Origin of the sequence: Brotomerdimonas butyrica (genome assembly GCF_025567305.1) — a bacterium.
GTDB classification, from domain to species: domain Bacteria; phylum Bacillota; class Clostridia; order Peptostreptococcales; family Anaerovoracaceae; genus Lentihominibacter; species Lentihominibacter butyricus.
The window spans coordinates 1-12,037 of record NZ_JAOQJP010000001.1 but is presented as its reverse complement, the minus strand read 5'-3'; the positions used below and the strand labels follow the sequence as shown (position 1 = coordinate 12,037).

Genomic DNA, 12,037 nt, shown 5'->3' with positions numbered 1-12,037 from the left:
TCCTCTTATCTCTCCGCATCCAGTTCCTTTACTTTTTTCAAACAAATGACTGCCAGGACGACCGCGGCCGCCAGCCAGGCGAAGGGTTCGGCGAAAAAGATGGCCTCTCTGCCGATTAATCTGGAAAAAAACAGCGCTACCGATACTCTGGCGCAAAACTCCATGATGCCTGACAGAAAAGGCACGGATGCGTTTCCCATTCCCTGCAGGGTATTGCGGAATACATACAGCAGATACAAAATGCACAGCAAACAGCTCATGATAAACAGATAGTGGTAAGCGATCTCCAGAACCTCCGGCGCGCTGGGGTTCTGCTGATCCACAAACAGTCTCAATATGAATTTCCCGCCCAAAATCATAGCGCATGATATGATCACAGACAGCAGCGCCGCGAATTTGACAGCGCTCTTAAGTCCGAGGCGGATCCGCTCATGGAGCCCGGCGCCATAGTTTTGGGCCATATATGTAGTAACGGCGTATCCGATGGAAATAGCGGAGCTTTCCAAAAGCCCATAGACTTTATTTGTCGCGGTGAATCCTGCCACAAATACAAGGCCCTGCTGATTAATCGCTGACTGAAGAATCATCCCTCCCACCGCGATCAGCACATGCTGCAAAGCAAGGGGCACTCCCAGAGCGCATTGATTGCGAATAATATTCCGGTCGCTTTTCCAGTCTTCTTTTTTGATTTCCATTAAGTCCATTTTTCTCAGGACCAGAAAACAGTACACGAATGCCAGCAGCTGAGCACTTATTGTAGCTATGGCAGCTCCCGCCACGCCCCAGTGAAAAACAAATACAAACAGCAGATCCAGCGCGATATTGGTAACCGCGGCGATCGCGATGGCGATCAAAGGCGTCTTTCCGTCGCCCAGGCTTCTTAAAATGGCCGAAGCCATATTGAAAGCCATCACGATCAGGATTCCGCCAAACATGATCATCAGATAACAGGAAGCCATTTCGAAAATAGCCCCCGGCGTCTTTAAAATCCGCAGAATCGGACGGGCAATCAGCAGGCATATGATGGTCAGCGGCGCTCCGATGATCAGACTGAGCCGTACGGACGTGGCGACTGATTTCTGAATCATCTTGTGATTGCCTTCGCCAAAGTACTGGGAAATGGGGATGGCGAATCCCTGAGTCAGCGCCAGAACAATCCAAAGGGCCAGCCAGTAAGCCCAGTCCGTGGCTCCCACAGCGGCCAGCGCTTCTACTCCCACACCGCGGCCGACAATCATCGCGTCTACGATCATGTAAAACTGCTGCCCCAAATTGGCCAGCAGCAACGGAACCGCGAAACGGATCATCAGCTTCTCCGGATTTCCCACAGTCATATTTGTTACTCTGCTCATTCCCCTTTCTCTACCCCCATTCATTGACAGTCCGATTGTTTACACGATTACCTCCGCCAGTTCTTCGGCCGTTACATTCCCCAGATAACTCCGGAGATCCGATTCCCGCAGAACCTTTTTCAATCGCGAAATGAAATTCCACCTGCCCGCAGGCAAAAAAATCGCCTCTGACAATATCCGCTTTCGGTGAGCGGCCGAAATTCCAGGCATCAGAAGCGAACTTTTCTTCCCTTAAGGAGTCGATTTCGCTCTTCTGCGCTTCTGTCAGTCCCACGTGCCTGAGTCCGTATTCCCACTCAAACCATTCCAGCAGCAGCTCCTTGAATTCCTGTACCGTCATATCGCATCCGTCTCTGCCCTCTAAAAAAAGCGGCTTCAGATTCGTTACCCGGCTGCGCACGGATTTGGTAGCCTTTGACTTGAATTTTCCCGGCTTCACTTTCAACGCGTCCGCCACAGCCTCCATATGCACATCGAACATCAGCGTCCCATGATGGAGCAGCCTGCCTCCGCTGATCTGCTGCGCGTTGCCGGAAAACTTTTTTCCGCCCGCCAGAATATCGTTGCGCCCGGTCTGTTCAGCGTCGATTCCATAAGAGCGAAGCGCCTTGACAATGGGCGTTGTAAATGTTTTAAAATCCACTTTGGACTCCGCGTTAGGGATGATAAAGGAATAATTCAAATTGCCAAGGTCATGATAAACCGCGCCTCCGCCGGTGTTTCGTCTCACGACTTTGATGCCTTTTTGCCGAATGTAATCATAATTGATTTCCTCCAGCGTGTTCTGGAATTTTCCTACAATCACCGAAGGGCCGTTTTGCCACAGCAGCAAGATCGGTTCATCATAATCGGTCTTTGTAAATATATACTCTTCAAATGCCAGATTATATGCAGGGTCGTTACTGTTATTTTCAATGTAAATCATCGGATTTTCCTTCCTCGTAAATGTTATTACAGACACAGATGCCTTTCCGCTTATTATATCACAGATTTCTTTTGAAACAATCGAATATCGAACGGCTTCCTGCGCGGGTTCCCCAACGCTCAGCTAGACCGGAACGCCCCGCCAAACCTCCCCATCCCACCATTCCGTCCGCAGGTCTTCCTTTTTCAAAAAGATCGTATAAAACTTGCGGCCCGGACATCGCCGAAATTCCCGTTTTCCGCGAATTTCCCCGATTTTCTGGAATTTGCCTCTCTCAAGCCAAGAACTTTTATACGATCTTTTCTCTTTCCGCTCTCCTGCGGACCAAAATCCCCTTTCCGGCTCCTGGCCCGCAAAAAAGCAGCCCGCTCATCCTCCTTGCCCGCGCGCATGTCCCGCTTGGCCACCGCCGGGCAAATCTCAGCTCCGGTGTTTTGGCAAAAATACGGAGAACACGCTTCCCTGTCCCGGCTTTGAGGCGACCTGGACATAGCCGCCCTGTCTGCTGATGATTTCCCGGGTCAGGTAAAGGCCGATTCCGGCCCCTGGCAGATCGCCCACGCCTTCTTCCCGGTAAAACCGTTTAAACACCGCGGCCTGATTTCGCTCCGAAATGCCGCGGCCCGTATCCGTGATGTCGATTTTCACATAGAATTCCCAGCTGTCTGTTTCCACCCGCACGCGCCCTCCCCGCGGCGTATACTTGACCACGTTGTCGAGAATATTAAAAAGCGCTTCCGCCGTCCATTTGGGGTCATGGGGGAGCGAAAGGTCTTCGTCGCAGCGCGCGGAAACTTGAATTTCTTTTTTCCCTGCCTGCTGAATCACGCCGCCAATGGCTTCCGCCAGCGTTTGATAAAGGGGCGCGTCCTTTTTCCGCAGAGTAATCATGCCGGTTTCCAGCCTGGACATTTTCACCATAGCTAAAAAGAGGAAGTCCAGTTTGTTGATCTGGCTGCCGGCGGCCCGCAGGAATTCCTGCCTGTCGCTGTCCCGCAGTTTTGTTTCCCGCAGCGTTTCATTGAGCATCTTTAGATTGGTGATCGGCGTTCTTGTCTGGTGGGAAATATCCGAAATTATCTGCTGTAAAGTTTCCCGCTCCCGTTCCGCACGCTCTTTCTGATGGCGCGTCATATCATACAGGCGGCTCATTTTGTGAAGCATCCGCGCCAGCAGCGTTTCCTCCTCTGTGAAGAAATCCTCGACCGCGATTTCTTTCCCTTCCACCATCTGATCCATTGTCCGGCAAAGGGCGTTTGTGAAATAAGACAGTTTTTTCTGCAAAACGCCCATCAGCACCAGGTTCCAGGGAAGCAAAAGTCCCGCGGTCGCAAGGCACAGCAGGACATTTTCTCCCCGCCCTGTAACGATAAAAACGCCGGCCATCAACAAAAGAAGCGCGCAGATTTCCATTCCGTAAATCTGTTTTGCCAGCCTGCGCACTGACAAATCCCCATAATTTTCCTCTTTCATACTTCTCCCTCACTAACCCACATGTACCCCATACCATAAACGGTCTGAATGTAGGCATGCTCTTTCGTCTCTATCTTTTTGCGCAAACCGCTCAGGGTTGTCGTCAGAGTATGATCATCGATAAAATCCCCTTCATTATCCCACAGCTTTTCCAGCAAATGCCGCCGCGTCAAAAGCTGTCCTTTGTTTTTCAAGAAAATACGCAGCAATTTCCACTCTTTGGGAGACAGAAATACCAGCCTTCCCCCTGCCGAAAGGCGCAGCTCGGAAAAATCCACTTCCAGCCAGCCGTCCCGGTACCCGTCCCCGGCGCTTTGCTTTCCAAAGCGATTTAGCATGGCCTCTATTTTTTTCTGAAACACGGCAATGGAAAAGGGCTTTGTCACATAATCATCCGCGCCCACTTCGTATCCCCGAAGCATGTCGCTTTCCATATCATTGGCAGTCAGAAAAATAACCGCCGTCTCCTGAATTTCTTTGATTTCCCCGCAGACCTGGTAGCCGTCCCCGTCCGGCAAATTCACATCCAGAACAACCAAGTCATAAGACTGCCGCCGCGCCCAGCCTGCTCCGCTTTTTCCGCGGCGCAAAAAAAGAATACCGCGCGAACACAGTTATACTCACTTGTTCGCGCGGTATCCCGTTTTATGTTTTTATCATGAACCTTCTTTTGTTATTTGGATTCTAGCAAACCGGAATTCCGTTTCAACATAATCTTTTTTTCAAATGCTAAATTTCTTTTATGCATACGTATTTTTATAAAGTTTACCTCCCTTCATGATAACCTGCAAACTCTCTTCCGGCTTCTCTAAAATTGAAATATCCTCTAAAGGATCGCCTTCAATAACCAGCAAATCTGCTTCAAATCCTTCTTTAACTTGGCCAATTTGTTCTTCCATACGAATAAGCTTTGCTGCTACTGTAGTTGCAGAACGAATGATATCAATAGCAGGCATGAACTGGCTTCGCACTGTAAACTCACGATTCTGATATTCCTGCATATCCGCTCCGATTAAATCTGTACCGAACGCCATTTGAAGATTATGTTTATAGGCCTTCTCCATCGCCGTATACCCTGCATCAACTACTCGTTTTTCCTTTTCTATTACGTAATCCGGAATGCCTAATTCCTTGCCCATTTCTATTATCATGATATCTGTCATGTTAGTGGGAACAATAAAAGCATTCTTTTCTAACATCAGTTCCACACCCTCATCATCTATATAGTTACCGTGCTCAATCGATCTTACGCCAAGCCGAAGCGCTCTGTTGATCGATCTTGCTGAATAAAGATGACCGCAACAATAAATGTTAGCCATATTAGCTTCTTCCACCATAGCAGCAATTTCTTCACTAGAAAACTGATCCATCTCCGGAGTATCATTTGGAGACATACATCCCCCACATCCGCAGAATTTAATGTGCCGAGCCCCTTGACGGATTTCGTGACGACATGCTTTTCGTACTTCAGTTACACCGTCTACGATCGTACCAGCACCTGGTTGAAAATAGAAATTGTCATATTCAAAAACAGCTTTTGGTCTGAAATCACCATGTCCACCGGTTGGTGACAAAATTTTGCTTCCATGTATAAGCCTTGGCCCTGCAATTAACCCTTCTTCAACTGCCTCAGCAAGCCCATAATCAGCTCCACCTGCATCACGTACTGTGGTAAATCCCCGTTGAAGCGTTTTTTCCATCAGTCCTATTGTTCTCAAAGTCACATAAGATGGGGCTGTCCTGGTAAGCTCTCCTAAATCGGCAAAAATACTGGTGACATGCACATGACAGTCAATAAATCCCGGGACTACTGCTGCACCTTTTACATCGATGATTTCTGCATTGGTCTCATTTTCCGAAGCTTTCGGTGTGACCTTTGATATAATTCCGTCTTCTACAATGATGTCACAATGTGGATTATACTTTCCGGTTTCTACATCCAGAACTTTTGCATTTTTAATAATCGTTGTTCCCTTCGTAACCATTTCATTTCTCCTTTCAGCCCTAATCAAGCTTTATGTCATCTGTACTTAAATCCACTTCCGTCAGTTTTCTAAATTTCGATTTATTTTTGATCTTATAACCCAAATACAAGATCAAGAACAAAATAATTCCAGAAGCCTCCATTAAGAAGCTGAATACAGTATGCGTTGACCCACTTGTTATAAACAAACCTATGATACTTCCCCCGACTACTAACAATGAAATAATATCGCCCACTGGAAAGAACTTAGCCTTATACCCCAATTCTGCAAGATCTCTGCCTTGTGCAACATAGGCCCTTCTGAATCTAAAATGTGAGAAACTAATGGCCATCCATGCAAGACATCCGCATATTGAAACACCATTCAAAAGCATCATATATAATGTGCTTGCACCGATTGTCGATGCGAGGAAACATAATGCCGCAATCGCCATCAGCACAATCAATGCCGCAACAGGTATCCCATTTTTACTTGTTTTAGCAAAAATTTTAGGTGCATTATTGACTTTTGCCATAGAGTAAAGCACTCTCGAGGATGTATATGTAAGTGCATTACATGCAGAGAGAATCGATGTTAAAATAACAATATTCATTACTGTTGCCGCTCCACCAAATCCAGTTTTTTCAAATATCATCGTAAATGGGCTAGCTGCAATATTAGTAATTCCAGATTTCAACAAGGAAGGATCATCATAAGGAATAAGGAATCCGATCACAATGATAGTTCCTATATAAAAAATCAGGATACGCCAGAAAACAGTTTTTATTGTCTTAGGCATAACTTCCTGTGGGTTCAAACATTCTCCTGCAGCTACGCCCAAGTATTCCACACCTCTATATGCGAATGAAGCGATTATCATTGCGCTCATAAATGATGATACACCCCCAACAAAAGGAGCATCCCCCACAGTCCAATTCTTGAATCCAGGAGAAGGTTCTCCGCCTACAACTCCAAGTATCAATAAAAGACCTGTGACTAAGAAGGCAACAATCGCTACAACCTTAAGCAGTGCAAACCAAAATTCAGCTTCTCCAAAAAGCTTTGCCGTAAACAAGTTTAGTACCAAAATCAGAAGTATAAATCCAAGGCAAAGTAATGGTTGATTGACGTTAGGGAACCAATACTGGACAATCAACACCCCTGCTACAAGTTCATCAGCGATGCATAATGCCCCCATATACCAATAGACCCATCCAATAGAAAAACCAAATGCTGGTTCTACAAACTTATCAGTATAAGTAGAGAAAGCACCTGATGTTGGCATATAGGTTGACATTTCACCCAAACTTGTCATTACAAAATATGTAACAACTCCCATCAAAGCATATGAAACAGCTGTAGATCCAGGCCCTGATGCGGAAAGCGCACCTCCTAAACCAACAAATAACCCTGTTCCAATGGAACCGCCTATCGCAAGCATATTCATATGGCGATTTGTCAAACCACGTTTTAATTCGTTAGTATTTTTATTTGACATCTTAACGTAACTCCTTTCTTTAATATCGAAAAAGCTCTGAGACTGCAAAGATAAGTCGAAGCGCTTAGCCGCCTATTCGATTAAGCGCTTCATATTCAGAGTATTGCGTTAGAATGTGTCTATGGTTTCTTTAAACGCTTTCAGCACCTTTTCAAAATCTTCATCCGTATGCTGAACAGAGAAGCTGATGTCTTCTGTAGGTTCCGCGCCAATCATGATAACGCCTTTATTCAGCATCGTAATATAGAATTTATGCCACATGTCATAATCCTGAGAAGCCATTGAACGATAGTCATGTACTTTCTCATCCGTAAACAGCAGGCCCGCGATGCTTCCGATATGCTGGAAGTAATGCGGTATACCCGATTTTTTCAGGATTGAATCCATTTCCTCAAAAGCGGCTTCGCTCTTTTTAATTAACGCGTCCGTAGCCTCTCTTGTCAGAATATCCCTCATAGTAGTAACCAGAGCTGTCATTCCTAATGGATTTCCTCCAAAGTTTCCCGCATGATAGCAGCCTTTTTCGATCTCTGCCATGATCTCTTTTTTGCCGCCTACTGCTGATACGGGGAACCCCCCTCCGATTGCTTTAGAAAGAGTTACCATATCAGGCTCAACGCCGAAGTATTCCGCTCCGCCGCCGTATCCCACTTTGCATCCTGTGATTACTTCATCAAAAATAAGTACAATATTTTCTCTCTTTGTAATTTCTCTTACTTTCTGCAGATAATTATCTTCAGGAAGCACAACGGAAATATTCGCCATTGCCGGCTCAAGAATAAATCCGGCGATTTCTCCCTGATTCTTCTTGATTGCGTATTCCAGCGCTTCGATATTATTGTATGGAACCGTAATAATATTTTCTTTCATATTGCTTGGAATACCCGTTGATACCGGCACCGGAGTCGGAGCGTAAGCCGGACCGATCTTTCCAACATCAGGATAAATGCTCCAAAGCAGGCTGTCATGCGCTCCATGATATCCGCCTTCTAATTTGATAATTTTGTCTTTTCCCGTATATGCTCTCGCGATTCTTACCGCGTGCATAGTTGCTTCAGTACCTGAACAAGAAAAACGAACGGTTTCCGCGAATGGATATCTATCTCTGATTGCTTCCGCGGCTTCTATCTCTTTCACATGAGGAATCGCCCAGTGCGTGCCTCCCCGATCCAATTCATCTTTTAACGCCTTTGTCAGTACCGGATGATTGTATCCAACCATCATTGGGCAGAACGCAAGCTGACAGTCAATCAGTTCATGGCCGTCGACATCCCACACTTTCGATCCATTCGCTCTTTCCGCGAACATCGGAAACGGTTTATAAGCGCGGATGTTGCTTGTCACGCCAAAAGGAAATACCTTTTGCGCCCGCTCAAACAGCTTTTTTGAAGTTGGATTCCTGTCACAATACTCTTGTAAATACTTTTCCATTTTTACCTCACTTTCTTTTTTTGTGGCTTAGATGATTGTTTAGAATTCTTTTAAAATTCTACTATCATTATACAAACAATCCCTTTTCGAACAATATTCTGATTTATGTGTATTTTCCCAGGCTGCGCATGCTACAAAAGTTGTATTTTTATTTTTATTGTTCTTGCATCCTGCTTGCCGCACAAAAATAAACGCCTGGAAACTTGCATTCCAAAAGCGTTTATTTTTGTAAATATGTAAAATATGTCAGAAGCATTTTTTTAAATTCCCCGGCGCTATCTTACTACGCTGCAGCCGCAGGACTCTAAAATATCATTCCAATGCTCTTTCTTCTCTGTTTCGGGAGACTTTAAGTCGTCCAATTGATACGTTCTTCCCAGCGATGTATATTTGTCCGCTCCTAAATTATGGTACGGCAGCAGTTCCACTTGAATCTGCTCATTAAATTTCATCAGGCTTTTTATAAACTTGCCTGATTCTATAATATTTTCATCATTGCTGTTATATCCGGGAATTACCGGTATCCGAAACAGGATCTCTTTGTCCATCCGCGCGATTTTCTCCGCGTTGCTGAGAATCAAACGGTTGGATACCCCTATTAATTTCAAGTGCTCCTGCTCATCCATATGTTTCAGGTCATACAGAATTTGATCGACCGTTTCGAAAATCTCTTTTACTTTTTTCCACTCCCCATACCCGCAGGTCTCGATCGCGGTATGTATATTTAATCGTTTGCATTCTTTCAATAGATTCAATACAAATTGAGGCTGGGCAATCGGTTCTCCGCCGCCTATCGTTACCCCTCCCTGGGATTTCCGATAAAACACGCGATCTTTTTCTATTACTTCCATAATTTCGCCGACCGAATAGCCGGTGCCGACTTTCTTCTTGGCATTCGCGTAACAGACTTCCGCGCAGTTTCCGCAGGCAGTACAAATGTTTCTGTCTATTTCAAAGGTCTTGGCGTCAGTTGCTTTCTGAGGGCATACCTTTACACACTTGCCGCAGCCGATACATTTATTTTTAATAAACATGATCTCTTCGAAAAAGGTTTGCGATTCCGGATTGCTGCACCATCTGCAGCGAAGCGGACAGCCTTTCATAAATACGAGAGTTCTGATCCCCCTTCCGTCGTGGATGGAGTACTTTTGAATGTTAAAAACCATTCCCTTTTCATGATTAATTTGTACCATAATTCTCTCCTTCTATAGTGGTTCTTCTGCTGTTTTCGTCAGAGCCACAGTCTTTCCTTCCAATATCTTTTTCATCGCCGGTCCGCTTATTAAAGAAGTGATGATCGACATCGCGATCAATGCCACAAAAACTTTTTCATCTATAATATTAAGCTGCCACGCGGCTTGCGAAATCATAATTCCAATCGCGCCTCTTGAATTTAGTCCAAAACCCACACACACCGCCGCTCTCCACTTCATGCCTCCGGCAGCCGCGCCTAAACCGGCGCCCGCGATTTTGCCAACACAGGCGATCGCTAAGATTCCCGCTGTCAGGGACAAGTCAAAGGCTTGCAGAAAATTTGTCTTTAAGCCTATTGAAATAAAATAAAGAGGCGCGAAAAATTCCATTGCCAGCCAATGGATATGCCGGATGGTTCCGGCATTGGTAAATCGCATACAATTTCCAATGGCGATCCCAAGCAAGAATACCGCGAATAAAGAATGGACTCCTGCTTTTTCCGCGATTGCCGCCGTGAATAAAACAGAAACAATCAATAACAAAATGGAAGTCGTTTCTTTCCAATGTCATTAAGTTAAGCGACATTGGACCGGGCGTTTCTTAAAACAACAAGACAGAGTATATCTCAAAAAGGTATGCTCTGTTGTTTTTTTTTACACTTTTTTCTGAAATACACTTGACAAAATCGGGCTCATATGCGGCGCAGCCTCTTAGATGAAGGAGGTAAGCAAAATGAACGAACACCCTGATTTTGTTAAGAATGCGTTAATTTCAACGATTGATGAGATGTCCAACCATATCGAGACTTTTGTAAAAAGACCTGGAAGAGACTTTTCAAGAAAACGAGTATTTGATTTCCCAACTATGCTGAAGTTTATTCTTTCTTTGGGAAGCAGCACAATCTCGTCGGAGATATTTCGCTTCTTCTCTTATGAAAATTTTCCAACAACCCCTGCATTTGTTCAACAGAGAACAAAAATTCTTCCAGAGGCATTTCAATATTTGTTTCGGGCATTCCATGCGTCTGCAGCACCAAAGCCAAAGCTGTTCCATGGTTATCAGCTTTTAGCGGCAGATGGATCAAAGGCAATATTTCCCTACAATGCGCGGGATGAAGCCGCATGCCATCCCAAAGACCATTACAATGCACTGCATCTTAATACCTTGTACGATTTGTGCAGCAAATATTATGTTGATGCGGAAATTAATCCTGAAACCAAAGCAGGTGAACCGGGTGCTGCTGTTGAAATGATAGAAAGGATTTCAGATAAGAACCCTGTTATTCTTGTTGCAGACCGAGGATATGAAAATTACAATCTGTTTGCTCATGCTGAGGAACGACTGTTTGACTATGTGATTCGAATTAAGGACAGAGAAAGCAATGGAATGCTTTCCGGCATAGAATTGCCTGATGAAGATGAATTTGATGTTGAAAGACGGGTGATTCTTACCAGACACTCTACCGGTCCCGCATTGATTAATCGAAAAACTTACAAACTGCTTTCCCAAAAGACAAGGTTCGATTACATAACGGATTTAAATGCCCCTGATTACGAGCTGACAATACGATTTGTAAGATTTCGAGTTGCTCCAGATAAATATTACGCATTAGCCACCAGTCTTACTGCAGAAGATATGCCTGTAGAGATGCTGAAGGAAATTTACCGGCTGCGTTGGGGAATTGAAACATCTTATCGCTGGGAAAAACATGTATTGGGACTGGAGGCTGTACACTCTAAGAAACTTGAATGCATTATGCAGGAAATTTATGCGCAATTAATTATGTACAATTTTAGTATGTACATCGCTGCAGGTCTTCAGCCGGAGCAGAAAAAAAGAAAACACCCGGTACAAATCAATTATACGCAGGCGTTAAAAATTTGTATGTATTTCTTCAGACTGGCGGCGGATATCTCGCCGCCAGATATTGAAGCACTTATACTGCAATTTGTCTTACCCGTAAGACGCGGCCGCTCCTACCAAAGAAAAGCCGCAACAGCAGTAGGCATAGGCTTCAATTACAGATTAGCATAAAAAGTAAATGAATACAAATAGAATCAGGCAGTAATTTTCTGGCGAATTATTTGTGATGCTCAAAATTCAATTTATGAACGAAAACAACAGAGCATACCTTTTTGAGATATACTCTGTCTTGTTGTTTTAAGAAACGCCCGGTCCAATGTCGCTTAACTTAATGACA

At 44.7% G+C, this 12,037-nt stretch carries 10 protein-coding genes; 1 reads left to right on the top strand and 9 read right to left on the bottom strand.

What is annotated here, in order from left to right:
* Nucleotides 1-5: 5 nt before the first annotated feature.
* The 9 genes from OCV59_RS00050 to OCV59_RS00010 form a co-directional block, all read right to left on the bottom strand.
* Nucleotides 6-1,352, bottom strand: coding sequence for an MATE family efflux transporter (locus OCV59_RS00050; protein WP_262583968.1), 1,347 nt, complete (start codon nucleotides 1,350-1,352; stop codon nucleotides 6-8).
* 10 nt (nucleotides 1,353-1,362) lie between these two features.
* Nucleotides 1,363-2,277, bottom strand: coding sequence for a lipoate--protein ligase family protein (locus OCV59_RS00045; protein WP_147592287.1), 915 nt, complete (start codon nucleotides 2,275-2,277; stop codon nucleotides 1,363-1,365).
* Nucleotides 2,278-2,697: 420 nt separating this feature from the next.
* Nucleotides 2,698-3,750: a sensor histidine kinase gene (locus tag OCV59_RS00040; protein WP_147592286.1), complete on the bottom strand. Its 1,053-nt coding sequence runs from the start codon at nucleotides 3,748-3,750 to the stop codon at nucleotides 2,698-2,700.
* Nucleotides 3,747-4,340, bottom strand: a complete 594-nt coding sequence (locus OCV59_RS00035) for a response regulator transcription factor (RefSeq protein ID WP_262583966.1) — start codon at nucleotides 4,338-4,340, stop codon at nucleotides 3,747-3,749. Before OCV59_RS00035 ends, OCV59_RS00040 begins: the two co-directional genes overlap by 4 nt.
* 150 nt (nucleotides 4,341-4,490) lie before the next feature.
* Complete coding sequence (locus OCV59_RS00030; protein WP_147592284.1) at nucleotides 4,491-5,735, bottom strand: metal-dependent hydrolase family protein; 1,245 nt, start codon at nucleotides 5,733-5,735, stop codon at nucleotides 4,491-4,493.
* A gap of 19 nt (nucleotides 5,736-5,754) precedes the next feature.
* The gene (locus OCV59_RS00025) at nucleotides 5,755-7,212 is read right to left on the bottom strand and encodes an amino acid permease (RefSeq protein ID WP_147592283.1); all 1,458 of its coding nucleotides are present in this window, start codon (nucleotides 7,210-7,212) and stop codon (nucleotides 5,755-5,757) included.
* A 108-nt stretch (nucleotides 7,213-7,320) separates the two neighbouring features.
* Nucleotides 7,321-8,643: an aspartate aminotransferase family protein gene (locus tag OCV59_RS00020; protein ID WP_147592282.1), complete on the bottom strand. Its 1,323-nt coding sequence runs from the start codon at nucleotides 8,641-8,643 to the stop codon at nucleotides 7,321-7,323.
* 275 nt (nucleotides 8,644-8,918) lie between these two features.
* Nucleotides 8,919-9,836, bottom strand: coding sequence for a glycyl-radical enzyme activating protein (locus OCV59_RS00015; protein ID WP_147592281.1), 918 nt, complete (start codon nucleotides 9,834-9,836; stop codon nucleotides 8,919-8,921).
* Between the two features lie 12 nt (nucleotides 9,837-9,848).
* The gene (locus OCV59_RS00010) at nucleotides 9,849-10,379 is read right to left on the bottom strand and encodes a cation:proton antiporter (RefSeq protein WP_262583965.1); all 531 of its coding nucleotides are present in this window, start codon (nucleotides 10,377-10,379) and stop codon (nucleotides 9,849-9,851) included.
* Nucleotides 10,380-10,569: 190 nt separating this feature from the next.
* Here OCV59_RS00010 and OCV59_RS00005 point away from each other — a divergent pair, with 190 nt between their 5' ends.
* The gene (locus OCV59_RS00005; protein ID WP_262583964.1) at nucleotides 10,570-11,871 is read left to right on the top strand and encodes an IS4 family transposase; all 1,302 of its coding nucleotides are present in this window, start codon (nucleotides 10,570-10,572) and stop codon (nucleotides 11,869-11,871) included.
* Nucleotides 11,872-12,037: the final 166 nt, after the last annotated feature.

What these genes read in the sequence shown, in the direction of transcription:
- OCV59_RS00045 (WP_147592287.1), bottom strand. Translation starts at nt 2,277, where the DNA reads ATGATTTACATTGAAAATAACAGTAACGACCCTGCATATAATCTGGCA.
- OCV59_RS00050 (WP_262583968.1), bottom strand. Translation starts at nt 1,352, where the DNA reads ATGAGCAGAGTAACAAATATGACTGTGGGAAATCCGGAGAAGCTGATG.
- OCV59_RS00030 (WP_147592284.1), bottom strand. Translation starts at nt 5,735, where the DNA reads ATGGTTACGAAGGGAACAACGATTATTAAAAATGCAAAAGTTCTGGAT.
- OCV59_RS00020 (WP_147592282.1), bottom strand. Translation starts at nt 8,643, where the DNA reads ATGGAAAAGTATTTACAAGAGTATTGTGACAGGAATCCAACTTCAAAA.
- OCV59_RS00025 (WP_147592283.1), bottom strand. Translation starts at nt 7,212, where the DNA reads ATGTCAAATAAAAATACTAACGAATTAAAACGTGGTTTGACAAATCGC.
- OCV59_RS00005 (WP_262583964.1), top strand. Translation starts at nt 10,570, where the DNA reads ATGAACGAACACCCTGATTTTGTTAAGAATGCGTTAATTTCAACGATT.
- OCV59_RS00015 (WP_147592281.1), bottom strand. Translation starts at nt 9,836, where the DNA reads ATGGTACAAATTAATCATGAAAAGGGAATGGTTTTTAACATTCAAAAG.
- OCV59_RS00040 (WP_147592286.1), bottom strand. Translation starts at nt 3,750, where the DNA reads ATGAAAGAGGAAAATTATGGGGATTTGTCAGTGCGCAGGCTGGCAAAA.